This is a genomic window from Cryobacterium sp. TMT2-4 (assembly GCF_004402575.1).
Taxonomy (GTDB): domain Bacteria; phylum Actinomycetota; class Actinomycetes; order Actinomycetales; family Microbacteriaceae; genus Cryobacterium; species Cryobacterium sandaracinum.
Genome location: NZ_SOGE01000035.1, coordinates 16,642 through 41,168 on the forward strand (window position 1 = coordinate 16,642; position 24,527 = coordinate 41,168).

Annotated in this window: 25 protein-coding genes; 9 read left to right on the top strand and 16 right to left on the bottom strand. The window is 68.3% G+C overall.

Going from position 1 to position 24,527, the window contains the following annotated elements; translation table 11 throughout:
* Positions 1–10: 10 nt before the first annotated feature.
* The 5 genes from xseA to E3O54_RS12400 all read left to right on the top strand — a co-directional run bounded on the left by xseA (position 11) and on the right by E3O54_RS12400 (position 4,295).
* Entirely contained in the window at positions 11–1,264 is a 1,254-nt protein-coding gene (gene xseA / locus E3O54_RS12380) for an exodeoxyribonuclease VII large subunit (RefSeq protein WP_134342320.1), read from the top strand.
* Positions 1,261–1,494, top strand: coding sequence for an exodeoxyribonuclease VII small subunit (locus E3O54_RS12385; RefSeq protein ID WP_347232351.1), 234 nt, complete (start codon positions 1,261–1,263; stop codon positions 1,492–1,494). The genes xseA and E3O54_RS12385 overlap by 4 nt, the downstream gene beginning before the upstream one ends.
* Positions 1,491–2,150, top strand: coding sequence for a DUF4245 domain-containing protein (locus E3O54_RS12390; protein WP_134401706.1), 660 nt, complete (start codon positions 1,491–1,493; stop codon positions 2,148–2,150). The genes E3O54_RS12385 and E3O54_RS12390 overlap by 4 nt, the downstream gene beginning before the upstream one ends.
* Positions 2,150–2,791, top strand: a complete 642-nt coding sequence (locus E3O54_RS12395; protein ID WP_104100856.1) for a carbonic anhydrase — start codon at positions 2,150–2,152, stop codon at positions 2,789–2,791. Before E3O54_RS12390 ends, E3O54_RS12395 begins: the two co-directional genes overlap by 1 nt.
* 88 nt (positions 2,792–2,879) lie before the next feature.
* On the top strand, positions 2,880–4,295 hold the full coding sequence (locus E3O54_RS12400) for an aspartate ammonia-lyase (protein ID WP_104100855.1): 1,416 nt from the start codon (positions 2,880–2,882) through the stop codon (positions 4,293–4,295).
* A gap of 135 nt (positions 4,296–4,430) precedes the next feature.
* On the opposite strand, the gene E3O54_RS12405 is transcribed toward E3O54_RS12400, so the two are convergent.
* The 3 genes from E3O54_RS12405 to E3O54_RS12415 all read right to left on the bottom strand — a co-directional run bounded on the left by E3O54_RS12405 (position 4,431) and on the right by E3O54_RS12415 (position 7,881).
* The gene (locus E3O54_RS12405; RefSeq protein WP_233191395.1) at positions 4,431–5,765 is read right to left on the bottom strand and encodes a PhoH family protein; all 1,335 of its coding nucleotides are present in this window, start codon (positions 5,763–5,765) and stop codon (positions 4,431–4,433) included.
* Positions 5,766–5,964: 199 nt separating this feature from the next.
* Positions 5,965–7,086 carry an aminotransferase class V-fold PLP-dependent enzyme gene (locus E3O54_RS12410; RefSeq protein ID WP_104100853.1) on the bottom strand — a complete coding sequence of 374 codons (1,122 nt, stop codon included), beginning with the start codon at positions 7,084–7,086 and terminating at the stop codon, positions 5,965–5,967.
* 9 nt (positions 7,087–7,095) lie between these two features.
* On the bottom strand, positions 7,096–7,881 hold the full coding sequence (locus E3O54_RS12415) for an isoprenyl transferase (protein ID WP_104100852.1): 786 nt from the start codon (positions 7,879–7,881) through the stop codon (positions 7,096–7,098).
* A gap of 70 nt (positions 7,882–7,951) precedes the next feature.
* Between E3O54_RS12415 and E3O54_RS12420 the strand changes: the two genes are divergently transcribed.
* The gene (locus tag E3O54_RS12420; RefSeq protein WP_104100851.1) at positions 7,952–8,653 is read left to right on the top strand and encodes a hemolysin III family protein; all 702 of its coding nucleotides are present in this window, start codon (positions 7,952–7,954) and stop codon (positions 8,651–8,653) included.
* A 4-nt stretch (positions 8,654–8,657) separates the two neighbouring features.
* Here the strand turns inward: E3O54_RS12420 and E3O54_RS12425 are convergent, their stop codons facing one another.
* Positions 8,658–8,918 (bottom strand): hypothetical protein, encoded by a 261-nt coding sequence (locus E3O54_RS12425; RefSeq protein WP_233191388.1) that lies wholly within the window; start codon positions 8,916–8,918, stop codon positions 8,658–8,660.
* Positions 8,915–9,778 (bottom strand): mycothiol conjugate amidase Mca, encoded by an 864-nt coding sequence (gene mca, locus E3O54_RS12430; RefSeq protein ID WP_174720221.1) that lies wholly within the window; start codon positions 9,776–9,778, stop codon positions 8,915–8,917. The genes E3O54_RS12425 and mca overlap by 4 nt, the downstream gene beginning before the upstream one ends.
* 70 nt (positions 9,779–9,848) lie before the next feature.
* Between mca and E3O54_RS12435 the strand changes: the two genes are divergently transcribed.
* Both E3O54_RS12435 and greA read left to right on the top strand, forming a co-directional pair.
* Positions 9,849–10,250, top strand: a complete 402-nt coding sequence (locus E3O54_RS12435) for a DUF4307 domain-containing protein (RefSeq protein WP_104100850.1) — start codon at positions 9,849–9,851, stop codon at positions 10,248–10,250.
* A gap of 107 nt (positions 10,251–10,357) precedes the next feature.
* Positions 10,358–10,849, top strand: a complete 492-nt coding sequence (greA, locus tag E3O54_RS12440; RefSeq protein ID WP_104100849.1) for a transcription elongation factor GreA — start codon at positions 10,358–10,360, stop codon at positions 10,847–10,849.
* A gap of 195 nt (positions 10,850–11,044) precedes the next feature.
* Here the strand turns inward: greA and ilvA are convergent, their stop codons facing one another.
* From ilvA to E3O54_RS12470, 6 genes are all read right to left on the bottom strand, one after another.
* Positions 11,045–12,280, bottom strand: a complete 1,236-nt coding sequence (ilvA, locus tag E3O54_RS12445; RefSeq protein WP_104100848.1) for a threonine ammonia-lyase — start codon at positions 12,278–12,280, stop codon at positions 11,045–11,047.
* The gene (locus E3O54_RS12450; RefSeq protein ID WP_104100847.1) at positions 12,273–13,541 is read right to left on the bottom strand and encodes an AI-2E family transporter; all 1,269 of its coding nucleotides are present in this window, start codon (positions 13,539–13,541) and stop codon (positions 12,273–12,275) included. The genes ilvA and E3O54_RS12450 overlap by 8 nt, the downstream gene beginning before the upstream one ends.
* An 82-nt stretch (positions 13,542–13,623) precedes the next feature.
* A complete protein-coding gene (locus E3O54_RS12455) occupies positions 13,624–14,724 on the bottom strand; it encodes an ABC transporter ATP-binding protein (protein WP_134401707.1) in 1,101 nt (366 codons plus the stop codon).
* Positions 14,721–15,548, bottom strand: a complete 828-nt coding sequence (locus E3O54_RS12460) for an ABC transporter permease (protein ID WP_104100891.1) — start codon at positions 15,546–15,548, stop codon at positions 14,721–14,723. The genes E3O54_RS12455 and E3O54_RS12460 overlap by 4 nt, the downstream gene beginning before the upstream one ends.
* Positions 15,545–16,363: an ABC transporter permease gene (locus E3O54_RS12465; RefSeq protein ID WP_369827966.1), complete on the bottom strand. Its 819-nt coding sequence runs from the start codon at positions 16,361–16,363 to the stop codon at positions 15,545–15,547. The genes E3O54_RS12460 and E3O54_RS12465 overlap by 4 nt, the downstream gene beginning before the upstream one ends.
* A 31-nt stretch (positions 16,364–16,394) precedes the next feature.
* A complete protein-coding gene (locus tag E3O54_RS12470; RefSeq protein WP_233191387.1) occupies positions 16,395–17,528 on the bottom strand; it encodes an ABC transporter substrate-binding protein in 1,134 nt (377 codons plus the stop codon).
* Between the two features lie 160 nt (positions 17,529–17,688).
* Between E3O54_RS12470 and E3O54_RS12475 the strand changes: the two genes are divergently transcribed.
* A complete protein-coding gene (locus E3O54_RS12475; RefSeq protein WP_134401708.1) occupies positions 17,689–18,888 on the top strand; it encodes a winged helix-turn-helix domain-containing protein in 1,200 nt (399 codons plus the stop codon).
* A 16-nt stretch (positions 18,889–18,904) separates the two neighbouring features.
* On the opposite strand, the gene E3O54_RS12480 is transcribed toward E3O54_RS12475, so the two are convergent.
* The 5 genes from E3O54_RS12480 to E3O54_RS12500 form a co-directional block, all read right to left on the bottom strand.
* Entirely contained in the window at positions 18,905–19,792 is an 888-nt protein-coding gene (locus tag E3O54_RS12480) for a M48 family metallopeptidase (RefSeq protein WP_104100843.1), read from the bottom strand.
* Positions 19,793–19,804: 12 nt separating this feature from the next.
* A complete protein-coding gene (locus E3O54_RS12485) occupies positions 19,805–20,371 on the bottom strand; it encodes a LemA family protein (protein ID WP_104100842.1) in 567 nt (188 codons plus the stop codon).
* Positions 20,372–20,524: 153 nt separating this feature from the next.
* On the bottom strand, positions 20,525–21,982 hold the full coding sequence (locus E3O54_RS12490) for a glycoside hydrolase family 1 protein (protein WP_134342312.1): 1,458 nt from the start codon (positions 21,980–21,982) through the stop codon (positions 20,525–20,527).
* Positions 21,979–23,292 carry a D-arabinono-1,4-lactone oxidase gene (locus tag E3O54_RS12495; RefSeq protein WP_104100840.1) on the bottom strand — a complete coding sequence of 438 codons (1,314 nt, stop codon included), beginning with the start codon at positions 23,290–23,292 and terminating at the stop codon, positions 21,979–21,981. The genes E3O54_RS12490 and E3O54_RS12495 overlap by 4 nt, the downstream gene beginning before the upstream one ends.
* Positions 23,289–24,320 (bottom strand): alanine racemase, encoded by a 1,032-nt coding sequence (locus tag E3O54_RS12500; RefSeq protein ID WP_241976893.1) that lies wholly within the window; start codon positions 24,318–24,320, stop codon positions 23,289–23,291. Before E3O54_RS12500 ends, E3O54_RS12495 begins: the two co-directional genes overlap by 4 nt.
* Between the last annotated feature and the right edge of the window lie 207 nt (positions 24,321–24,527).

A 24,527-nucleotide genomic window follows, 5' to 3' on the forward strand; every position in this document is an offset into this window, starting at 1 on the left:
GGAACGATTGATGACGGACGCACCACCCACCCTCGAGGCCCCCTGGCCGGTCGGGCTGCTGGCCAACAAGATCCGCGGCTACATCGAGCGCCTCGGCACGGCCTGGGTCGAGGGCGAGATCACCCAGTGGGGCGCCAGCGGCGGCAACGTTTACGGCAAGCTCAAGGACCTCACCGAAGACGCCACGGTCGGCTTCACGATCTGGTCGTCGGTGCGCGCGAAGCTGACCAACGACTTCAAGCAGGGCGACCGGGTCATCGCCCTCGTCAAACCCAACTACTGGGTCAAGGGTGGCACTCTCACCATGCAGATGCTCGAGATGCGCCACGTGGGCCTCGGCGACATGCTGGAACGGCTCGAACGACTGCGCAATCGGCTGGCCGGCGAGGGTCTGTTCGACGCGTCCCGCAAGAAGCCGCTGCCCTTCCTCCCCCATTGCATCGGCCTGGTCACCGGCAAAGACTCCGACGCTGAGAAAGACGTCATCCGCAACGCCCAGCTGCGCTGGCCGGCCGTCACTTTCGACCTGGCCTACGCCGCCGTGCAGGGTGATCGCATGGTGTCCGAGGTGACCGCGGCCATCCAGCGGCTGGACGCCGACCCGGAGGTCGACGTGATCATCGTCGCCCGCGGCGGCGGCGACTTCCAGAACCTGCTCGGCTTCAGCGACGAGACGCTGATCCGGGCTGCGGCGGCCTGCACGACCCCGCTGGTCAGCGCGATCGGCCACGAGGCCGACCGGCCGCTGCTCGACGACGTGGCCGACCTTCGCGCGTCGACGCCGACGGATGCCGCCAAACGCGTCGTGCCGGACGTCTCCGACGAACTCAACCGGGTACAGCAGGCCCGGGCCCGCCTCAGCAACCGGCTGACCGGTATCCTCGCGCACGAGGTCGACCGGATCGGTCAGCTTCGCTCACGCCCGGTGTTGAGCACCCCCGAGTGGATCATCGATTCCCGATCCGAGGACCTCACCCGCTACGTCGCCCGCGGCGCCGAGCTAATCGACCGGGCGGTCGAGCGGGCCGGAGCGGTGATCGTCGACCTGCGTTCCCAGTTGCGCGCCCTCTCCCCCCAGGGCACCCTCGACCGCGGCTACTCGATCGTGCAGTTGCAGGGCGGCCAGGTGGTGCGCTCGCCCGGGCAGGCACCGTCGCAAACGAAACTCCTGATCACGCTCGCCGAGGGCGCTCTGGCGGCCACCGCGGACGTGGCAACCTCCGACCCGACACCGTCGAATGAGAAATTAGAATGGACACCATGACCTCGGCACCAGACGAAATCAACGCACTGAGCTACGAACAGGCCCGGGATGAACTCGTGCGCGTGGTGAACGCCCTCGAGCAGGGAGCCTCGTCGCTGGAGGAATCGCTCGCGCTGTGGGAACGAGGTGAGGCTCTCGCCCGCCGCTGCGAAGAGTGGCTGATCGGCGCGAAAGCCAGGCTGGATGCCGCCAGGGCAGGCCAGGTCGACTCCGCCGCGACAGCCGGATGAGCCCCGCCAAGCGCGCGCCCCGAATCGTCGCAGAGCTGGGTCGCCCGGAGACGCCGGATGAAACCCGCACCCGGCTGGCCGAGAACTCCCGCAAGTACCGCTCCCACAAGACCGTGAACAATCTGGTCCTGTCCCTGCTGGCCACACTGGGCACAGTCCTGGTGCTCGTGCTGCTGGTGCCGCGCAGCGACGCCCCGCAGAACCGCGACGTCGATTTCGCCGCCGTCGCCGCGCAGGTGCAACCCGGCCTCACCGATCCCCTGCTGGTTCCGGAGTTGCCGAGTGGGTGGACGGCCAACGCCGCGCAGTGGCGCCTGGGCGGAAGCGACAAGATCCCGTCCTGGTACATCGGTCTGATCACGGCCAAGACCGAGTTCATCGGCCTCACCCAAGCGCTCGGCGCCAACCCGAGCTGGCTCGCCGACGAGCTGCAGGATGCTCCGGTCGCCGGCACCGTCATGATCGCCGGAGTCACCTGGGACGTCTACCGCAACACCGCACCGGAAGATGACCGCGGCAATTTCGAATCCGCTTTGGTGACCACGGCCGGCGACAGTACCTACCTCCTCGTCGGCACCGCCGATGACGAGGAACTCGCCGTCCTGGCCGCAGTGCTGGCCGAACAGATCAGTGCCAACAGCACCGAGGGACAGTAATGGGCGAGGCAGCAACACCGGCAGACGTCTGGACCGACCTGCAGCGCGGAAACGACCGCTTCGTGAGCGGCGAGCCGCGGCATCCGCGGCAGGATGTGGACCGCCGAGCCGAACTCGCCTTCGTACAGACCCCCGACGCGGCCCTGTTCGGCTGCAGCGACTCGCGGCTGGCCGCCGAGATCATCTTCGACAAGGGCCTCGGCGACCTCTTCGTCGTGCGCAATGCCGGTCAGGTCATCTCCGATTCGGTGCTCGGCTCACTCGAATACGCGGTCGCCGTGCTGCGTGTGCCGCTCATCCTGGTGCTCGGCCACGACGGCTGCGGGGCCGTGCGCGCCGCCATCGATTCCCAGGCCGCCGACGCGCAACCTCTGCCCGCGCACATCAGCCGGATCATCGAGAAGATCGTGCCGGCCGTCCGCCGGGTGGCGGAGTCCAAGGATGCGACGTCGATCGATCCCGAGCTGGTCGACGCCCTCGCCGTCGGCCGCGAACACCTTCGCGACACGGTGTCCGAACTGCTCGAGCGCTCTGAGATGATCAGGGCGGCCGTGGCAGAAGGTACATTGGCTATCGTCGGGGCGAACTACCGGCTGCTCGAAGGCCGTGCCGTACCCGACATCGTTGTCGGCGTGGTTTAGCCGAGCAGCCCGCCTGCGGCGAGCCGCCCAGGCCGTCGCCGCGCGTTCCCGTACCGAAGAGATTCCCAACCGAAAGGTAATACACACCGTGGTGGACAAGACCGCTGAAGCCGAGTACCGGATCGAACACGACACGATGGGCGAGGTCCGGGTTCCGGTCGCCGCCCTCTACGGGGCGCAGACGCAGCGGGCCGTCGAGAATTTCCCGATCTCCGGCTCGGTACTGGAGCCCGCCCAGATCGCCGCCCTGGCACGCATCAAAAAGTCCGCCGCCCTGGCGAACGCGAAACTAGGGGTACTCGACGTCGACATCGCCAACGCGATCGCCGCCGCCGCCGACGAGGTCTCCACCGGTCGCTACGACTCCGAGTTCCCGATCGACGTCTACCAAACCGGCAGCGGCACCTCCTCGAACATGAACATGAACGAGGTCCTCGCGACCCTGGCGACCCGCAGCCTCGGGCGCCCGGTGCACCCGAACGACCACGTGAACGCGTCTCAGTCCTCCAACGACGTGTTCCCGACATCCGTGCACCTCGCCGTGACGAGCGCGCTCATCGACGAGCTCGTCCCCGCACTCGACCACCTGGCTGTGGCCTTAGAGGCCAAGGCCGAGCTGTGGGCCGGCGCGGTCAAGGCCGGCCGCACCCACCTGATGGATGCCACCCCGGTCACCCTCGGCCAGGAGTTCGGCGGATACGCGCGGCAGATGCGCCTCGGCATCGAGCGCGTGCGCACCGCGCTTCCCCGCGTCGCGGAGGTCCCCCTCGGCGGCACTGCGGTCGGAACCGGCATCAACACGCCCGCAGGGTTCCCGCAGCTCGTGATCGAGCTGCTCGTCGAGGAGACCGAACTGCCGGTCACCGAGGCACGCGACCACTTCGAGGCGCAGGCCAACCGGGACGGCCTGGTGGACGCATCCGGCGCCCTTCGCACCATCGCGGTGAGCCTCACCAAGATCTGCAATGACCTGCGCTGGATGGGCTCGGGACCCAACACGGGCTTCGGAGAGCTGAACATCCCCGACCTGCAGCCGGGCTCCTCGATCATGCCGGGCAAGGTGAACCCGGTGATCCCCGAGGCCGTGCTGATGGTCTGCTCCCGCGTGATCGGCAACGACGCCACCATCGCCTGGTCGGGCGCGTCGGGCTCGTTCGAGCTCAACGTCGCGATCCCGGTGATGGGCACCGCCCTGCTCGAGTCGATCCGCCTGCTCTCGAACGCGGCCCGCGTGCTCGCCGACAAGACCGTCGACGGCCTCACAGCGAATGTCGAGCGCGCGCGCGCGCTGGCCGAGTCCTCCCCCGCCATCGTCACTCCTCTAAACCGGGTCATCGGCTACGAGGCCGCGGCCAAGGTGGCAAAGTACTCGGTGGCCGAAGGGGTGACCGTGCGCGATTCCGTCATCGCGCTCGGTTTCGTTGAGCGCGGCGAGGTCACCCTCGAACTGCTCGACACCGCCCTCGACGTGCTGAGCATGACCCGCCCGCCTCAGGCGAAGTAGCCCCGCACTTTCTCACTTGCGCAGCTCCTTGTCCGTTCAGCGCTCACCAATTCGACGGAGATTTTGCTCCCAGTTGCCTGTTTTCGTACCGAAAGCGGCTTCTGGGGCAAAATCTCCGTCGAATTCGCCAGGGCGCTAGCGCACCTCGTTGCCCTCGAGCATCTCGGTCACGAGGGCGGCGATCGCGCTCCGCTCCGAGCGGGTGAGCGTCATGTGGGCGAAGAGCGGATGTCCCTTGAGCGTCTCGATCACCGACGCCACCCCGTCGAAGCGGCCGACCCGCAGGTTGTCCCGCTGCGCCACATCGTGGGTGAGGACCACCCGCGAGTTCTGCCCGATCCGGCTGAGCACCGTGAGTAGCACGTTGCGTTCGAGCGACTGAGCCTCATCGACGATCACGAAAGCGTCGTGCAGGGACCGGCCGCGGATGTGCGTCAGCGGCAGGACTTCGAGGATGCCGCGCTCGATGACCTCCTCCAGAACGTTCTCGGAGACGATGGCCCCGAGTGTGTCGAAGACCGCCTGGGCCCACGGGCTCATCTTCTCGGCGGCGTCGCCGGGCAGGTACCCCAGCTCCTGGCCGCCGACCGCGTAGAGCGGTCGGAAGACCATGATCTTGCGGTGCTGCTGGCGTTCCAGCACGGCCTCGAGCCCGGCGCAGAGGGCGAGCGCCGACTTCCCCGTGCCGGCCCGACCTCCCAGTGACAGGATACCGATCTCCGGGTCGAGCAGCAGGTCGATGGCGAGCCGCTGCTCCGCCGAGCGTCCCTTCAGCCCGAAGACGTCCCGGTCGCCGCGCACGAGCTTCATCGCGCCGTTGCCGGTCACCCGGCCGAGCGCCGAACCGCGGTCGGAGTGGATGACCAGGCCCGTGTTCACGGGCATGTCCTGCACGAGACGGGTGTGCACGACCTCCTTGTCGTAGAGCTCGTCGATCAGGTTCGAGCCCAAGGTGATCTCGTCGATGCCGGTCCAGCCGGAATCCACGGCAAGTTCATGACGGTACTCTTCTGCGGTGAGGCCGAGCGAGGCCGCCTTGACCCGCAGGGGCAGGTCCTTGGAGACGACGGTCACATTCAAGCCGTCGTGGGCGAGATTCAGGGCCACGGCCAGGATGCGGGAGTCGTTGTCACCGAGTTGCAGTCCGGACGGAAGCACCGACATGTTCGAGTGGTTGAGCTCCACGCGGAGGCTGCCGCCGTCACCGACCGGGATCGGGAAGTCCAACCGTTCGTGCTTCACCCGCAGTTCGTCAAGGAACCGCAGTGACTGGCGAGCGAAGTAGCCGATCTCCGGGTCGTTGCGTTTGGCCTCGAGCTCCGCAATCACCACGACGGGGAGCACGACGGCGTGCTCCGCGAAACGGAAGATCGCTTTGGGATCGGAGAGCAGAACCGAGGTGTCAAGAACGTACGTGCATTCGGTCTGCCCCGTCGCCGACGCGCTCTGGTTAGAACCCTTGTTATCGATCTGATTAGCGGTCACAACCACTCCCACCCCGTGCCCCGTGAGGCACAGATTGTGTTGGCGAGCGGCCACAGGGTTCTCGAGCCGTACTTATGTGGCCGTCTCGATCAGGCGCCATACCTGATAAGCATGACGCTACTTACCCGCACGCTCCAGGGGAAGAGCGACACGCCCATTCGAAACAATGTTCACCGAGCCGTCGTCAGTAGGTCACGGCGGTCGCATACGAGGTGAACGCCCCGCGCAGCATGTCGACCGTGTCCGGGCTGAGCGCAGCATGGGTGCTCAGCCGCACGGTCCCGCTGCGGGTCGTCGCCGTCACCCCGTGGTTGTGCAGCGCGATGCTCAGCAGCGTGAGCTGGCTCGCCGGTGGCTCGAGCACCAGGATGCCGGCCCGCTCCCGGTCGTCTCGGGAGGAAACCACGGGCACAGCGAACTCGTCCGCCAGATCGATCAGAAGCGACACGTTCACGGCGATCGCATCTTCAATGGCACGGATACCGACCTCGGCCACCTCCTCGAGGGCGGCCGCGAACCGGGCCTGGGCGATGGCGTCGCCATTGCTCACCCGGAACGCGTTTGCGCTGCGGCTCGGCGGCAATACTTCGTCCCACGGCTCGGGGACGTCGGTGCCGGCGAAACCGGAGAACACGGGGACCAGGCGTTCCACCGCACGGTCGCTGAGAGCCAGGAACCCGGTGCCCCAGCCGGCCCTGGACCATTTCTGCCCGCCCGACGCGACGACGTCTGCCACCTCGTAGGGGACATCCACTGCGCCGAAACCCTGGATGGCGTCGACGATGAGCAAACGGTCGCCGATAACCTGACGGATGCCCTCGAGGTCCACGCGATGGCCGGTGCGGGAATCGACGAGGCAGACCGCCACTGCGGCAGTGGCCGGGGTGAGCTGCTCCCGGATCTGACCAGGGGTGACGCGGCCGTGGTCGGTCGCCAGCCAGAGCGGGGTGACCACCTGCAGCGCCTCCGCGGCGCGCACGGCCGCGAACGGGACCGTGGGAAAGTCGCCCGACGACAGCAGCACCGCCCCCGTCAGGCCGAACATGGCCTGCATCACGCCGGTGGTGGTGTTGGGCTCGGAAACGACCTGGTCGGCGCGGAATCCGGTCGCTCGGGCCACGGCGGTGCGCAGCCGCTCGTCCTGGGCTTGGAAGTGGTCCAGGCTGCCGAACCGGGCCCGCGAGAGCACCTCGGTCTGGCCGAGGGTTTCGGCGACCACACCCGCCGACAGCGGGCCGATCCGGGCATAGTCGAGGTAACCGGGTTCCGCGATGAACCCGTCAAGGAACCGTTCGAGAGCCGTCATGAGGTGCCCCTACCCTCCGAAGCGGCGCTGGCGCCGGGCAAAATCGCGCAGGGCGCGCAGAAAATCGACCTGGCGGAGGTCAGGCCCGAGCGCCTCCACGAAGTAAAACTCGCTGTGTGCGCTCTGCCAGAGCATGAAATCGCTGATGCGCTGCTCCCCCGACGTGCGGATGACCAGGTCCGGATCGGGCTGGCCGCCCGTGTACAGGTGCGCGCCGATCAGATCCGGGGTCAGCGTCTCCGCAAGGTCCTCGAGCACGCCGCCGCTGGCAAGGTGCGCTCCCACGATGCTGCGCATTGCGTCGGTGATCTCGGTGCGCCCGCCGTAGCCGACGGCAAGGTTGACGTGCAGCCCCTTCTTGCGGGCCGTGCGCGCTTCCGCGGCGTTCAGTGCGGCCACCAGCGGCTCGGGCAGTCCGGTCTTCGAGCCGACCTGCTGCACCCGCCAGTCGCGGTACCGGGACAACTCCTCCGCGAGCTTGGCGATGATCTTCGTCAGCTCCGCGAGTTCTTCGCTGGGCCGGTTGGTGAGATTGTCGGACGACAACAGGTAGAGCGTGACGACGGAGATGCCGAGGTCGTCACACCACTTGAGGAACTCCCGCATCTTGGCGGCACCGGCCCGATGCCCGTGGGCGGCGGAGTCGAACCCGAGCTGTTTGGCCCAGCGCCGGTTGCCGTCGATGATCATGGCGACGTGGTTTGGAAGCACATCCGGCGTCAGCCCGCGACGAAGCCGACGCTGATAAACCCCGTAGAGAATGCCGCGCGCCCAAGGAACTTCCCGTTTCTGCACACAGTTACGCTAGCCCACTCGGGAGCGTCGCGTACCGCGCGCGGCATGCACACTGTCCTATTCTTGCAGCATGGCCTCAGCGGATGACATCCCCAACCTGCCGTTGTTCGAGGACGACCTGCCCCCGCAGGTGGACGTCAAGCCCACCTGGCGAGGATGGATCCACGCCGGCACGTTCCCGGTCACGATCGTGACCGGGATCGTGCTGCTCCTGTCGGCCGAGGGCAGCGCGGCCCGGTGGAGTTCGCTCGTGTTCGTGCTCAGCTCGATGCTGCTGTTCGGCAATTCGGCGCTATACCACCGGTTCGACTGGAGTCCGCGCACGAAGGTCATCCTCAAACGGATCGACCACGCCAACATCTTCCTGCTGATCGCGGGCTCTTACACGCCCATCGCCGTGCTGGCCCTGCCGCCCGCCAAGTCCACGCTGCTTCTGTCGCTGGTCTGGGGCGGCGCCATCCTCGGAATCGCGTTCCGAGTGTTCTGGATCCACGCCCCACGCTGGCTCTACGTTCCGCTGTACCTGGCACTCGGCTGGGGAGCGCTGATGTTCATCGTGGACTTCTTCCAGGCCAACGCAGCGATGATGACACTGATCATGGTCGGCGGGCTCTGCTACTCGGTCGGCGCCGTCATCTACGGCATGAAGCGGCCGAACCCGCTGCCGGGCGTATTCGGCTTCCACGAGATCTTCCATACCCTGACCGTGGTGGCCTTCCTCTGCCACTGGGCGGCGATCATGATCATCGCGACGAACCCGATCCACCCGTAGTTCGCTAGTCCTTGTCGGCGATTCCGGCCTCTGCGGCCTTCTGTGCGGCCATCTCCGCCTGCAGACGTTCCTGAATCTCGGCGCGGTAGGTGTTGCGGCGCACTCGGCGGGCCATGTCCATCGCCAGCAGCACCGCTCCCACGGCGACCAGAGCAATCGCCACAAAGCCTTCCGGGCCCGGCGTCACCGTGTTCGGGTCGAACTCCGGCGGTGGGGTGGCGGCCAAGACGATGCTCACGAGGGGAGCCAGGATCAGGCCGCTCACGAGTCGTCCCGGATTCCGGTGAAGAGGTCGGATTCAGGTATCACGGTGTCCACTTTCGATTCGACGAGCTGGAAGTCTTCATAGGGCCACGCCTCGCGGATGAGGTCGTTCGGCCAGAAGAAGAAACTGCTGGTGGGAGCAACCTGACTCGCGTGGGCTCGAAGCGCCGCGTCCCGCACCTCGAGGAAGTCACCGACGGGCACATGGGTCGTGGCCAGCTTCGGGTAGTCTTTCATCCATTCCCTGGCCGCTCCGAGCGGCTCCAGCAGGGGCGAGTCCGGCTCCGTGACGCTCAGTTCCAGGAACATGGCGTCGACGCGTTCAAGGTTGAAAATCCGATCGTAATAGAGCTTCTCGACCTGCCAGGGCTCACCGGCATCCGGGTACCGGGTCGGGTCGGCGGCCGCACGGTAGGCCTCCATCGACACGTCGTGGCAGCGGATGTGGTCGGGATGCGGGTAGCCGCCCTTCTCGTCGTAGGTCACCAGGACCTGCGGCCGAAATTCGCGGATCAGCCGGACGACCGGTTCGGCGGAGATCGCCACCGGGATGTCCGCGAACGAGTTCCGGGGCACCGAACCGTCTTCGTTCATGCCGGAGTCCTCGTAGCCGAGCCAGCGGTGCTGCACGCCGAGGGCCCGCTGGGCCTCGGCCATTTCCAGACGGCGCAGTCCCGGCAGGTCCCGCTCGGCCAGCGGATGGCCGAGCAGAGCCTCATTCAGGATGCTCCCCCGCTCGCCGCCCGTGCAGCTCAGGATCATCACTTCGACGCCGAGACGCCGGTAGTGGGCATAGGTCGCAGCGCCCTTGCTCGACTCGTCGTCGGGATGGGCGTGCACCGCCAAGAGTCGCAGCGCCATGAAACTCCTCAGAAATGCCAGATAACCTTGGTACCAAGACTAATCGTTGATCCGTGAGTGTGGAGTCTGAGTGGCCCTGAGCAGCAACCTCGACACCCGGTACGGGCGCGCCCCGAACCGGGGCACGAGAGACCGCCGCGTTCTGTTCGTCTCAGCCGGCTCCCTCGCGGCAATCCTCCTGGGCTTCGTGGTCTGGGTGGGACTGGGGGCATCGCAGCCTTTGATCGAGACCCGGGACATCCGTCACAGCATCATCGACGAGAACACTGTGAGCGTCACGTTCGAGGCGTCCATTCCGGTCGGCCGCACCGCCAGCTGCGCGGTTCAGGCGCTCAACGAGAGTTTCACGGTGGTTGGCTGGAAAGTCGTCGACCTGCCCGCGAGCATCGTGTATTCGCGGTCGACGACGACGGATGTGCGCACCACCGAGCAGAGCAACACCGGATTGATTTACCGCTGCTGGCTGACCTAGACTGATGACTTCGCCCTGACGTGATCGTCGGGGCGTCCGTTGTATATCTGCGGGTTCACCCGCACGGGCATCGAACGAGCACGAACAAGCATGAGGAGATTCCACCCATGACTACCGAAACCACGGTCACCTGGCTGACGCAGGAGGCCCACGACCGCCTCGCCGCGGAGCTGGACACGCTCAGCACCGTCGGGCGCGTCGAGATCGCGAAGAAGATCGAATCGGCTCGCGAGGAGGGCGACCTCAAGGAGAACTCGGGCTACCACGCGGCCAAGGATGAGCAGGGGAAGATGGAGGCCCGCATCCGCACCCTCGTTCTACTGCTGCGCAACGCCGAGGTCGGCCATGCGCCGAAAAGCCGGGGCGTCGTCGAGCCGGGAACCGTGATCACGGCCACGATCGCCGGCGATGAGACCCGCTTCCTGATCGGCAGCCGCGAGATCGCCGGGGACAGCGACCTCGACGTCTTCAGCGAGCAGAGCCCGCTCGGCACCGCGATCATCGGCCTCGCCGTCGGAGCGACGACGTCGTACGTGACGCCCACCGGCAAGGAAATCGCCGTCGAGATCTTCCTCGTGGAGACCTGGACCGGCGACTAGCCGCACCGGTCCCCCGCTCGCGCCGCGCCCCGCCTGGCTCCCGTCGTCGAACCGATTCGACGGAGATTTTGCGGAAAATGCGAGTTCTCGGGGCTTCTGGAGCCGATCCGGGCAGAATCTCCGTCGAATTCGTTAGAGGCACGGCACCGTCACGAGCGTCAAACCCACGACGCACGATTCGTCGAAGCTCCCCCGCTAGTCGATCTGCGGGTCGTATCCGGCCGCACGCAACACATCCACGACGAGCTGGCGGTGGTCGGGCCCGCGAGTCTCGACGCTGACGTTGAGTTCGACCTCGCTGATCTGAAGCCCCACACCGTGCCGCGTGTGGAGAACCTCGATCACGTTGGCGTGCGCCTCGGCGAGCAGCTCCGAGATGCGGGCCAGCTGCCCGGGACGGTCGGGCAGCATGATGCGCAACGTGAGATAGCGGCCGGATGCCGAGAGACCATGGCTGATCACGCGCTGCATCAGCAGCGGGTCGATGTTTCCCCCGCTGAGGATCGCGACCGTCGGGCCGGTCGCGGTGACCTTGCCTGCGAGGATCGCCGCCACGGCGACCGCGCCGGCCGGCTCGACCACGAGCTTGGCGCGCTCGAGCAGCACCAGGAGGGCACGAGCCGTGTCATCCTCGGTGACGGTGACGACCTCATCGACGGCATCACGCACGATCTCAAAATTGAGCAGGCCCGGTTTGGCCACCGCGATGCCGTCGGCGATGGTCGGCATGATCTGGATCTCCAGCACCCGGCCGGCCTCGAGGGACGGAGGGTAAGCGGCCGCGTTGGCGGCCTGCACCCCGATCACCCGGATCTGGCGGCCGTCCCGGCGCGCGCGCTGCTTGAGCACGCTGGCGACACCGGAGATGAGGCCGCCGCCGCCGATCGGAACGATCACGGTGGCGAGGTCGGGAACCTGGTCGAGGATCTCCAGACCCACGGTACCCTGGCCGGTGACGACATCCGCGTGGTCGAACGGCGGGATCAGGATGGCGCCGGTCTCGGCGGCCCACTCCGCGGCCGCGAGCAGCGGCTCGGCCACCGTATTGCCGCGCAGGATGACGTGCGCGCCGTAGTCGCGGGTTGCCTGCAGCTTGGGCAGGGCGACGCCCACGGGCATGAAGATCGTGGCCTGGATGCCGAGCTCCCGCGCCGCGAAGGCGACGCCCTGGGCGTGGTTGCCGGCCGAGGCGGCCACGACGCCGCGGGTCTTCTCTTCGTCGGTGAGCTTGGACATCCGGTTGTACGCGCCGCGGATCTTGTAGGACCCGGTGCGCTGCAGGTTCTCGCACTTGAGGAGGACCGGCGCGCCGAGGAGCTCCGAGAGGTAGCGGGACGTTTCCATCGGGGTGACGGCGGCGACCCGACCGACGATGTCCCGGGCGGACTCGAAATCGGCCAGGGTCGGTCCGACGAGCGAGACATTAGTCATGGGAGGCACTTTTCTCGAGGCGGTATGCCGGTCGGCGGAAACCGGGGCGTTGCGGGACGGTCTGCCACAACGAGGAGGCGAAGACGGGTGCCGAGGCGGTCTGCTCGGATCGCCACGCCCCGCTGTTGATGTAGCTGATCATGACGTTGAGTACGGCAGCGATCGGCACGGCGAAGAGGGCGCCGGCGATGCCCGCGAGCAGGGCGCCGGCCGCCACCACGAGAACGACACCCAGTGGATGCACCTTGACCGCCGTACCCATAATCAGGGGCTGTAGCACGTGACCCTCGATCTGCTGCACCAGCAGCACAACGCCGAGCATCAGCAAAGCCACCACCCAGTCGTTGAAGATCAGGGCGATCACGACCGCCACCGCGCCCGTGGCCACGGCGCCGACGATGGGGATGAACGAGCCGAGGAAAACGAGCACGCCGATCGGGATGGCGAGCGGAACCCCCAGCAGTGCGGCCCCGACCCCGATGCCGATCGCGTCGATGGACGCCACCAGGATCTGCACCCTGGCGAAGTTCCCCAGCGTGGTCCAGCCGGCCACCCCCGCGCCATCGATGGCCGCGCGCGCGCCATGGGGGAACAGGCGCACGATCCAGGACCAGATGCCCTTGCCATCGATCAGGATGAACAGCAGGCTGAACAGCGCCAGAAGGAAACCTGTCACCAGGTGGCCGAGCGAGGACCCCACGGAGAGCGCCCCAGAGACGAAAACCTGGCTGTCCGCCTGAATGGCGTCCCAGGCCTGGCCGAGGAACGCGTTGAGCTCCGGTTCGGTCAGCTGCAGCGGCGACGCCAGGAGAACGGCCTTGAGGCTCTCGTAGGAGGCGGCGAGCCTCTCGTTCAGGCCGACCGTGCCGATGGCGATCTGCTTCACGGCCAGCGTGATCAGTCCGCCGAGGATCGCGAAGGTATTGATCAGAGCGACCACGACCGCGAGAGCCTTGGGAAATCGGTGTCGCACCAGGAATCCGACGAAGGGCACGAGCAGTGCCGACACCAGCACGGCCACGAGCAGCGGGATGACGATCAACCGGAGCTGGATGACGATGAAGATGAAAACAGCAAGTGCGCCGGCGAGCGCGAGCAGGCGCCAGGACCAGGCGGCGGCGAGTCGGATGCCGGCCGGCAGGTTCTCGTCGACTCCGTAGCCGTGCGAGGGCGGGAGCTCGACCAGGATCGGGGGTACGGTGCGGCGGCGTCCGAACACGCCGAAGAAGCCGCTGCGGGCGGGTTTTCCGTCGGTTTCCATCACGGCATCAGTCTAGGCAATCACACGTGCCGTCTCCGGTATGGGCCAAAGGTGCTCGCTGCCTCAGGCCCCGGACCGGTCACTACGCCGGAGAGGGGAGCGGGTCGACCGAGACGGGCGCGCCCGTGAACCGCACCAGGACCCGGTCCCCGGCCGACGGATGCAGCCGCGCGCCGTGCTGCACGACGAGCGACGCGCCGTCGTCCAGGCGCACCCTCGTGCGCCGGAGCGAGCCGTGGAAACTCGACGAGAGCACGACCCCTGGTGCCCCCGCAGCGCCGAATTCGAGGTCTTCCGGCCGCACGGAGACGGACACAGCGCCATCCGCCTGCGAGGGGTCGAGTAGCGGCAGAGAGGCACCGTGAACCCGCGCGAACCCGTGGCGCACCACGCCGACCAGTCGATTGCTGAGCCCCACAAAGTCCGCGATGAACGACGAGGCCGGCCGGGTGTAGAGCTCTTCCGGTGCTCCGACCTGCTCGATGGAACCCGCCCGCATCACGGCGACGCGGTCGGCCACGGCGAGCGCCTCGTCCTGGTCGTGCGTGACAAACAGGGTCGTGATGCCCAGTTCGGTCTGGATGCGCCGGATCTCCTCGCGCAGCACCACCCGAACCTGGGCGTCAAGGGCCGACAACGGCTCGTCGAGCAGGAGAACCCGGGGCTCGGTGACGAGGGCGCGCGCCAGCGCCACCCGTTGCTGCTGACCGCCGGAGAGCTGGTGCGCGAAGCGGTCGTAGTGGGCGTCGAGCCCGACCAGGGCGAGGGCCGCGGCCGCTCGGGCGCGCCGTTCCTCGCCGCGGACCTTCCGCATGCGCAGGCCGAACTCGACGTTCTCGCCCGCGCTGAAGTGCGGGAACAGCGAGTAGGACTGGAACACCATGCCCAGGTCGCGCCGGCTCGTCGGCAGTGTCGACACGTCGGCTCCGTCGATCAGGATGCTTCCGGCATCCGTGGATTCGAGCCCGGCCAATACCCGCAGCGCGGTGGTCTTGCCACTACCGCTCGGGCCGAGCAGGGCGACGAACTCGCCCGCGTGCAGGGTGAGATCGAAGCCGGCCAGGGCACGGTGGCCGGTGAAGTCCTTCACCACGCCCGCGAAGCGCACCGAGGCTCCCGCCGGAGCGGTCGCCACCGAACGGTCCCGGTTCTGATTCTGGGTCCGAAGCTGGTTCTGGTTCATAGCTGACCTCCGGTGGTGGGCCGTCGCCGGCTGCCGGCGCGAACCGTGCCGAGACGCCCGATGACGAGCAAGAGCAGAAATGCGAAGGTGAGTGCGAGCAGAGACAGGATGACGGCCGTGTAGGGGTCGGCCTTGCTCACGACAACGAGCGCGGTCTGCAGGGTGATGCGGTTGAGCAGGGAGGCGATCGTGAATTCGCCGAGCACGACTGCGACCGAGATGAACGCGCCGGCGAGGATGCCGCGGCGCAGGTTCGGGATCAGTACCCGCACGAGCACGCTCACCCAGCCCGCGCCGAGCGTGCGGGCCGCCTCACTGAGCGTGCACACGTCGACGCCGTCGAGGTTCGTCTGGATGGCCCGGTAGGCGAACGGGAGCACCGTGATGCCGTAGGCGAACGCGAGGGTCCACACGCCGCTGCCAAGCAGGCGGGCGAGCACCGAGTACACCGGGGCCAGGCCGACCACGAGGACGATGGCCGGGATGCTGATGGGCAGGATGCAGACGAACTCCATCACGCGGCGCAGGCGGGGAAACCGCAGGTGCACCAGCAGCAAGGTCGGCACCAGCAGCAGGAGAACGATCGAGACGGTGCCCACGGCCAGCCCGACCGAGTTCCCGAGCGCGACGAGAACCGAACGGTACGGGCCGGCGAAGCCACCCTGGAACAGGGCCGTCCAGCGGGAGAGGTCGTGGCCGCCGGCGAGGCCGCGGCGCAAGGTGAACTCCACCATGGCGACGATGGGGATGGCGAAGAGGAGGCCGATGCTGCCGAGGATGAGGCCGCGCGCCAGCCGGGTGGGGGTGTGCGCCACCGCCTTCATCGCTGCCACCGGGCCGCCCGTGCCTGCAACGCCGAGTAGCCGGACATGACGACGAACATCACCAGGATCATGCCGAGCGCCAACGCCCCGGCGAGATTCTCCCGGCCGAGCAGGGTTTCACTGGTCAGGGCCGAGCGGATCTGCAGCGGAACGATCTGCGATCCCTGGCTGGTGAGCGCGGCGGCGGTCGCATAGGAGGAGAACGCGTTGGCGAAGAGCAGCAGCAGGCTGCCGAGAAACGAGGGCGCCAGCACCGGGAACGCGATCCGGAACCAGTAGGTGGCCCGGTTGCCGCCGAGGGTTGCGTTGGCCTCGGCCCAGTGCGGGTTGAGTGCCTGCAGCGCGGGCAGGAAGGTGATGATCATCAGGGGAACTTGAAAGTAGATGTAGGGCAGCACGAGGCCGGGGAGTTCGTAGAGCCATACCCCGTCGGCGAAGATGTCGACGCCGAAGGTGTCGCGCAGGATCACGGTGACCAGACCCTGGATGCCGATAGTCGCCACGAACGCGAAGGCCAGCATGACGCCGCCGAACTGGGCGAGCACGCCGCTGAGGGAGTCCACGACGGCGCGGAGGGGGCCGTTCTCGCGCGCGCCGAGCAAGCCGTAGCAGGCAAGGGCACCGACGATCGCACCCACAACGGCGGTGAGTGCCGACAGTCCGAATGACGCGGCGAAGGCGTCTCTCACGACCGGGTTGCCCAGCGCGGCCACAGTGTCGAGCGTGAACACCCCGGACTCGTCGACGAAGCCGCTTCCGACTGCGATCAGGGTAGGCACGAGCAGGAAGAGCACCACATATGCCGCGAACGGCAACAGCCCGAAGGCTGCCGCCGTGCCGCGCCGGCTACCGGACAGCTGCGGCCCACTTCGCGCCGAGGAGCGCGGCCCCCGCGGCGCTCTCCGCCTCGGAGGGGACGACCGTCTCGGCCGGGGCCGCAGGGAGTGCGGCGAAGAGCGCGGCGTCGATGGTGCCGGCCGCCGCCATCGCCTCGGCGCGCACGGGGCGGGCGCCACCGGAGAGCCAGAGGTTCTGGCCCTCGTCGCTGTAGAGGAATTCCTGCCAGAGCCTGGCTGCGGCCGGGTTCGGGGCATCCTTGTTCACGGCCTGGTTGTAGTAGCCGGCGTACCCGGTTCCCGGAAAGACGACGACCTCCCAGTTGCGCTCGCCCGCCAGACTCGTGCCGTAGCCCACGTTGAGGTAGTCCCAGTCGAAGACCACCGGGGTCTCACCCGACGCGATGGTCGCCGAAGTCGGGTCGATCTTGACGAAGTTGCCGGCCTGGTTGAGCTCGTCGAAGAAGTCGATGCCGGCCTGGAAGTCACTCACATCGCTCCCGCTCTGCACGGTGGCCAGCCCGACAGCGGCGAACGCAGCCCCGGCCTGTGTCGGGTCGCCGTTGATCGCGACCTTGCCCGTGTACTCGGCGCCGAGCAGGTCACGCAGCTCGGTCGGCGCGGGAACGGCGTCGGGGTCGTAGCCGACCGCCAGGTAGCCGCCGTAGTCGCCCGTGTACAGCCCGGAGGCCTCCTTGAGCGCATCCGGGATTTCGGCCCATGCCGCCACCTGATAGGGCGCGAAGCGATCGGTGCTGGACAGCGCCACCGCGAGGCCCAGGTCGAATACGTCGGGGGCAGTGTCCTGCCCGGCGAGGTTGTCCGCGGCCAGGATCTCCTCGGCGCTGGACGCGTCCGGCGAGGCCTCGGTGATGGTGATCTCCGGGTACTTCTCGGAAAATGCGTCGAGCACGGCGCCGTAGTTGGCCCAGTCCCGCGGCAGGGCGATCACGTTCAGGGCGCCTTCGGCCCGGGCCGCGTCCTCGAGGGCGGCCAGGTCGCCGAAGGCGGAGAGGCTGGTCGCGGAGGCGGCATCGACCCCCGTGGTGCCGGGACCGGCATCCGCGGCACCGGAGCAGGCGGACAGGCTCAGGGCGAGGGCGGTGGCCGTGGCCAGGGCGGCCAGGATGCGGGTGGTGAACAAGTTTCCTCCGTCGGACCGGTGTCGGCCGCCGCGCGAGAACGCGGACGTGTGGAGCCGGGTAGCCGGTAAAAGCGAGGCTAGGAGCAGCCGTCGACCGTGAGGGGGTGCGCCGCTGAACATCGGGTGAATGCCGTCTGAAGCGTGCCACTAGGGTCGGAGAGTGGTGCAGACGATCTCCCCAGCCCTTGCCCGCCGGATCGCGCTCGGCGCGCAGGGCTTCGGCCGCCCGCCGTCAGTGACGCCGGGCATCCGTCAACTGGATGCCCTGGTGAACCGGCTCGGGCTGCTGCAGATCGACTCCGTGAACGTGTTCGAGCGCAGCCACTATATGCCGGCGTTCAGCCGACTCGGCGCCTACGACAAGGCGCAGCTGGACCGGCTGACCTCGGGCCGCGAATCCCGGTTCACCGAGTACTGGGCGCACGAGGCATCGTTCCTGCCGCGCGACGCCTGGCCGCTCTTCGGCTGGCGGATGCGCGAATTCCGGACCCGGTCGGCAACCGAGGCGTGGGCTCAGGGCAACCGGCCGATGCTCGACTGGCTGCTCGCCGAGCTTGCCGCCAACGGTCCCCTGCGCGCGAGCGCCATCGAGCACGACGCGAACCGCCGCCGCGGCCCGTGGTGGGGCTGGTCGGACGTGAAGACCGGGTTGGAGACCCTGTTCCGCTGGGGCGACGTGACGATCTCGGGCCGGGAACGGTTCGAGCGGGTCTACGGGCTGCCGGAGCAGGTGTTCCCGCGGGAGTTGCGGGAGCGCACGATCGGCCGGGACGACGCGCACCGCGAGCTGGTGAGTCGCTCGGCGCGAGCGCACGGAATCGGCACGGGGAAGGACTTCGCCGACTACTTCCGGTTGCGCGGCCCGGCGACCCTGGCGGCCATCCACGACCTCGAGGATGCCGGCGAGCTCATCCCGGTCGAGGTGCCGGGCTGGGGTGCGGGCGGCGCATCGGGGGGCGCCTGGTTGCACCGCGACGCGCGGCTCCCGCGCCGGGTGGATGCCGCGACCCTGCTGTCGCCGTTCGACCCGGTCGTCTGGGAACGGGCGCGCGCGTTGCGCCTGTTCGGGTTCCACTACCGGATCGAGATCTACACGCCCGAACCGAAGCGGGTGTTCGGGTACTACTGCCTGCCCGTGCTGCTCGGAGACACGATCGTGGGCCGGGTCGACTTGAAGAACGACCGGCAGGCGCAGGTGCTGCGGGTGCGCGCCGCCTGGGTGGAGCCGGGCGCGCCGTCGGACACGGCCGGGCGTCTCTCATCTGTTCTCAAGGAGGCCGCCGCCTGGCAGGGCCTGCCACAGATCGAGGTGGAACGGCGCGGCAATCTCGCCGAGGCGTTGGCCGCCGAGCTGCGTTAGCGGCCGTCGAAGCAGGTCAGAACTTGCGGCCCATCGTGTGCAGGCGCTCGACGCGCTCGGCGATCGGCGGGTGCGTGGCGAAGAGCTTGTCCATCACGCCGGGCTTGAGCGGGTCGGCGATCCAGAGGTGGGCCATCGAGGTATTCTGCTTCTTCATCGGGCGCCCGAAGGCCTCGAGCTTGCCGAGTGCGCTGGCCAGGGCGTCCGGATGCCGCGTGGTCAGGGCGGCCGTCGCATCCGCCAGGTATTCGCGCTGCCTCGACACCGCAAGCTGCACGATCGTGGCGATCAGGGGCGCCACGAGCATGGCGACGAGACCGACCACCATGATGACGGGGCTGCCATTGTTTTTGCTGTTCCGGCCGAAGAACGCCATTCGAAGGAAGATGTCCGAGATGAACCCGACGGCGACGACGAGGCCGAACACGACCATCGACAGGCGGATGTCGTAGTTGCGCACGTGGCCGAGCTCGTGCGCCATGACGCCCTCGAGCTCGGAGTCGGTCATGATCTCCAGCAGGCCGGTGGTGGCCGCGACGATCGCGTGTTCCGGGTCGCGCCCGGTGGCGAAGGCGTTCGGCGCCGGGTCGTTGATGACATAGATCGCGGGCATCGGCGTGCCGGTGGTGATCGAGAGGTTCTCGACGATGTTCCAGAGCCTCGGATTCTCCGATTGATTGGTGATGCGGATGCCGCCGCTCATCGCGATCGCCTGGCGACCGGCCACGAAGTACTGCACCACGGCATACCCCGTGGCGAAGACGACCGTGAAGATCAGGATGCTGTAGTCACCGGGCGTGCTATAGACCGCGTTGGCGAGCCAGCCGAGACCCGCGATGATGGCGATGAACAGGATGATGATGAAGACGGTGTTGCGCTTGTTGCGCGCAATTGCGCTGTACATGGAAGCCGTCCGCTAGAACTGAACGCGAGGCGGCTCCGCGATGGCGGCGGAGTCGGACACCTCGAAAAAGTCTCGCTGGGTGAACCCGAGGTTGCGGGCGATGAGGTTGTTGGGGAAGACCTGGATCTTCGTGTTCAGTTCCCGAACGCCGCCGTTATAGAACCGGCGTGAGGCCTGGATTTTGTCCTCCGTGTCGACAAGCTCGCCCTGCAACTGCAGGTAGTTCTGGCTGGCTTGCAGCTGCGGGTACGCCTCCGCTACGGCGAAGATGCTGCGCAGCGCGGTCTGCATGTGGTTCTCGGCGGCGGCGGCCTCGGCCGGACCCTGCGCGTTGAGCGACTCGGCCCGTGCCTTCGTGACGTTCTCGAAAACGGCCCGCTCGTGTGCCGCGTAGCCCTTGACCGTCTCGATCAGGTTCGGGATCAGGTCGGCCCGGCGCTTCAACTGAACGGTGATATCACTCCATGCCTCGTCCACGCGCACTTTGAGGGTGACGAGAGAGTTGTACGTGGCCCAGAGGTAAATCCCAATGATGACGACGAGTGCAACAACGATGAGGACCGGGATGAGCCATTCCATGGCAGCTTCTCCTTGAGGTGAGGCGGGGCGGGCAAGCAGGCCGCGGCGGCGTTTTTTACGACGCACGAATTATCATAACCGCGCGCCCTGAGGCTCACATGCGCTTCCCGACACACTCCAAGTAACGCGGCGACGACCGGCCCCACGCGACCGTCAGCGGGCGGAGAGCACCGTCTGCAGCCAGCGGTAGGAAGACTTGGGGGTGCGGGTGCAGGTGCCGCTCTGGAAGTCGACGTGCACGAGGCCGAACCGTTGGGTGTAGCCGGCCGTCCATTCGAAGCTGTCCAGCAGGGACCAGACCAGGTAGCCCTGCAGGGTGACCCCGTCGGCGATCCCGCCGGGGGCCACCGCGGCGAGCGCCGCCGTGATGTGCTCGGCCAGGTAGTCGATCCGCGCCGGATCGTGCACGGCACCCCACGTGTCGGCGACGTCGGGGAAGCTCGCTCCCCCGGCCGTGATGCAGACGGGCGGCAGGTTCTCCGCGTAGCGGTCGCGCAGTTCGCCGAGGGCCACACCGAGGTATTCGGGCGCGATGGCCGTGCCGGCGTTGGTCACCGGGAACTCGCGAAACGGGGTGACGTGGAAGGGAAAGGCCACGACCTTTTCCGGCGGCCCGCTGGGCGGCGGCCCGTTCGGGGTCTTCGGGGCAGCGGCGCCGGCCTTGATCCGGCTCGGCTGGGAGTAGCCCAGCCCGTAGAAGTCGAGCGGCTGGTGGATGGTGCGGAGGTCGTCCGGGTCGGTTTCCAGCAGCATCCGCATCGGCACCTGGTAGGGCTCCGGCGGTTCCGGGTAGCGGCCGAGCAGCACCGCGTCGGCGTAGACGCGATTGTGCAGCACGTCGAAGAGCGCGGCGGCGACCTCGTCGGCTTCGCGGCCGCTGGCGGATTGCACGGGCGAGTGCACGTTGGAAATCCCGATCCGGCCGCGCACATCGGCGGCGCGCAGCCCCTGCACAGCGAGTCCGTGAGCAAGCAGCTGATGGTGCGCCGCCGGCAGGGCACCGAAGAGCCGGGCCTCCCCCGGGGCATCCGTGCCGAGGGCGTAGCCGTTGAGGGTCACCGTCGCGGGGTCGTTCAGGGTCAGCCAGGAGTCGATCCGGTCCCCGAACACCTCGCCGACCTGGTGGGCGTAGTCGCCGAACCGCATCGCGGTGTCTCGGTTCAGCCAGCCGCCGCGCAACCGCAACGGGGTGTCCCAGTGGAACAGGGTCGCCATCGGGCTGATCCCCGCGACCAGGAGCCCGTCGAGCAGCCGGTCGTAGAAGGCCAGGCCGGCCCGGCTGAGCGAGCCGCGGCCATCGGGCTGCAGCCGGGACCAGGCCAGGGAGAACCGATAGACGTCGACGCCCAGTTCGCGGAGCAGCGTGACGTCCTCCTCGAGCCGATTGAAGTGATCGGTCGAAACGGATGCGTTGGAGCCGTCACGGATGCGCCCGGCGGTGGCCGTGAACGTGTCCCAACTCGATTCGCCGCGACCGCCCTGCCTGGCGCCACCCTCGATCTGGAAAGCGGACGTTGCCACGCCCACGGTGAAGCCGTCGGGCAGCCGGTCTCCCAGCTCTCCCGCACGGTGTTCCCAAGCACGGGCGGCGGGGGTGTTGCTGTTGCTCATCGACCCAGGACTCTTTCCAGATAGCTGTTGCTGAAGCGGCGCTCCGGGTCAAGCCTGTCACGCACCGAGAGGAAGTCGTCGAAGTGCGGATAGTCGGTGCGGAGGGACGCCGCATCCCGGTCGTGCGTCTTGCCCCAGTGCGGACGCCCGCCGTGCGCGCGCATAATGGCCTCGACCGCCTGGAAATACGCAGCCGGATCCTCCCGGTAGTAACGGTGCACGGCGATGTAGCCGGTCTCCCGGCCCGCTGCGGTGGACAGCCAGACGTCGTCGGCGGCGGCCGAGCGCACCTCGATCGGGAACGAGATGCGCCAACCCCGCGCCTCGATCAGCGCCCGCACTTCCCGCAGCGCGGCCGGTACCAGGGCGCGCGGCAGGGCATATTCCATTTCTTGAAAACGCACCGTGCGGTTCGTCAGGAACACGCGGTGGGAGACATCCGTGAATTCGCGTCTGCCGGTCAGGCGGGCGGCGAGTCGGTTGAATCCGGGGACTGTCGCCGGCGCCACGGCGCCCAGGGCGCAAATGCCGCGGTAGACCCCGTTCGCGAGCAATTCGTCGTCGACGAAGCGGGCGACCTTGCCGAGCGGCGACCGGCCGGACTCCAGGGGCAGCCGGGTGTTGGTCTTGGTCAGGGCGGTCTCGGTGTGCGGGAACCAGAAGAACTCGTAGTGATCGCTGTGGTCGGACCGGTCGAGGTAGTGCTCCAGGACCTCCTCGAGCGGCTCGGCCGCCTCCACCGCGTGCAGCAGGAACGCGGGCACGCACTGCAGGGTCACGTCCACCACGATTCCGAGCGCACCGAGACCGAGCCGGGTCGCGGGCAGCAGCTCCGGGTTCTCCGTGGCGCTCACGCGCAGCAGGGTGCCGTCACCGACCACCAGGGTCAGCGCCACGATCTGGGTGGCCAGGCCGCCGTACCGGCCGCCCGTGCCGTGGGTCCCGGTGGACGTGGCGCCGGAGATCGTCTGCCGGTCCACGTCGCCCAGGTTCGGCAGGGCCAGACCGTAGGGCCGCAGCAGCCGGGGCAGTTCGAACAGTCGGGTGCCCGCGGCCAGAGTGACCTGCCCGGCCACGGTGTCCACACCGATCAGCCCGGCGAGGTCAAACAGGTCAAGCTGGACCCCGGGCGCGAGCGCGATGCCCGAGAAGCTGTGCCCGGAGCCCACGGCCTTGACCCGAAGGCCCACCGCCCCGGCCGCCACCACGGCGCGCTGCACGGCGGCGACGCTCGACGGCCGCTCCACGCGCACCGGGGTCACCGCCTGGTTCCGGGCCCAGTTGCGCCACACCGCTCCGCTCGCACTCACAGAAAGGCCTTCCCCTCACCCCGGTAGGTCGGCAGGATATCGACCACCTTTCCATTCTCGACCAGCGCGAACTCGTTCACGTGCTCGCTCAGCTCCCCCGACTTGGTGTGCCGCGCCCAGACGCGGTCACCGACGCGGAGCCGGGCCGCACCGACACCGGTGAGCGGCGCCTGCACCTCACCGGCCATCTCCCGCGGCGCCAGGCTGAGGCCCTCCGGCCAGACCACGCGGGGCAGCCGGTCGGCCCCGGGCACGCCGGACGCGATCCAGCCGCCGCCGAGCAGTACGGCCGTGTCGGGGCTGGGCTTCCGCACCACCGTGAGGGCGACCGCGACCGCGGCCGCAGGCGCGGGCCGAAAGCTCGCGAAATTGTCGAAGAGGTGGCCGCCGAAGAAGCCGCTGCCGACGGCAATGTCGGTGACGGATGCGTCGGCGCGCGTGCTCTCGACCGAGCCGGTTCCGCCCCCGTTCACGAACTCGAGGGGCGCGACCTCGCGCACCGCGGCGACGGCCGCGCTGCGCCGCTCCCTGAGCTCGCCAACGGACCGGCGCCGCACCCAGCGGGTGACCAGGCCCCGGAGCGGTTTCCCGGCCGGCCTGTCGCCGATCTCAGCCACCTGCGCCTCATAGGACATCACGCCGACGAGGACGAAGCCGGGGTGGGCGACGATGTCCGCGGCGACCCGGCGGGCCTCGCCGGGTGTGTGCACGGGTGAACGCCAGACGCCCAGATGGCCGAGCACGGGGGCGTCCCAGGCCGCGTCGAGTTCGAGGCAGACCCGGATCGGGGTCCGGCTGCCGGGCGGAAGCACGGCGTCGATGACGTCGAGGTGCGCGATCGAGTCGACCATCAGGGTGACCGCCCTGGCCAGCTCGGGCGAGCGGCCCGACTTCCGGATCGCGGACCGGTCGGCCGTGGGGTAGCCGACGACGACATCCGTCACCGTCTCAGCCAGCCAGAGCGCCTCCGCCAGGGTGTAGGCCAGCACACCCCGATAGCCGGGCACGGCCAGGATGGCCTCAAGCACGCCGCGCACCGAATCGACTTCGAAGCGACCCGGAGGGAGGTGCCGGCCGCGCGGTCCAGCAGGTCGTGCGCGTTGTGGCGCAGGGCACCCAGGTGGAGGGCGGCGACGGGGGCGTCCAGGTGCGCCGTCGCGGCCGTGAGCTCGGGCCAGAACAGCCCCGGGGTCTGCCACGGCCGGCCCGTAAGGCGGTGGGAGAGGTCGAGCATC

Bases quoted from the DNA above. Each gene is read 5' to 3' on its own strand.
- xseA (WP_134342320.1), top strand. From the start codon at position 11: ATGACGGACGCACCACCCACCCTCGAGGCCCCCTGGCCGGTCGGGCTG.
- E3O54_RS12385 (WP_347232351.1), top strand. From the start codon at position 1,261: ATGACCTCGGCACCAGACGAAATCAACGCACTGAGCTACGAACAGGCC.
- E3O54_RS12390 (WP_134401706.1), top strand. From the start codon at position 1,491: ATGAGCCCCGCCAAGCGCGCGCCCCGAATCGTCGCAGAGCTGGGTCGC.
- E3O54_RS12395 (WP_104100856.1), top strand. From the start codon at position 2,150: ATGGGCGAGGCAGCAACACCGGCAGACGTCTGGACCGACCTGCAGCGC.
- E3O54_RS12410 (WP_104100853.1), bottom strand. From the start codon at position 7,086: ATGACGGCTCTCGAACGGTTCCTTGACGGGTTCATCGCGGAACCCGGT.
- E3O54_RS12420 (WP_104100851.1), top strand. From the start codon at position 7,952: ATGGCCTCAGCGGATGACATCCCCAACCTGCCGTTGTTCGAGGACGAC.
- mca (WP_174720221.1), bottom strand. From the start codon at position 9,778: ATGGCGCTGCGACTCTTGGCGGTGCACGCCCATCCCGACGACGAGTCG.
- greA (WP_104100849.1), top strand. From the start codon at position 10,358: ATGACTACCGAAACCACGGTCACCTGGCTGACGCAGGAGGCCCACGAC.
- ilvA (WP_104100848.1), bottom strand. From the start codon at position 12,280: ATGACTAATGTCTCGCTCGTCGGACCGACCCTGGCCGATTTCGAGTCC.
- E3O54_RS12450 (WP_104100847.1), bottom strand. From the start codon at position 13,541: ATGGAAACCGACGGAAAACCCGCCCGCAGCGGCTTCTTCGGCGTGTTC.
- E3O54_RS12455 (WP_134401707.1), bottom strand. From the start codon at position 14,724: ATGAACCAGAACCAGCTTCGGACCCAGAATCAGAACCGGGACCGTTCG.
- E3O54_RS12460 (WP_104100891.1), bottom strand. From the start codon at position 15,548: ATGAAGGCGGTGGCGCACACCCCCACCCGGCTGGCGCGCGGCCTCATC.
- E3O54_RS12480 (WP_104100843.1), bottom strand. From the start codon at position 19,792: ATGTACAGCGCAATTGCGCGCAACAAGCGCAACACCGTCTTCATCATC.
- E3O54_RS12485 (WP_104100842.1), bottom strand. From the start codon at position 20,371: ATGGAATGGCTCATCCCGGTCCTCATCGTTGTTGCACTCGTCGTCATC.
- E3O54_RS12490 (WP_134342312.1), bottom strand. From the start codon at position 21,982: ATGAGCAACAGCAACACCCCCGCCGCCCGTGCTTGGGAACACCGTGCG.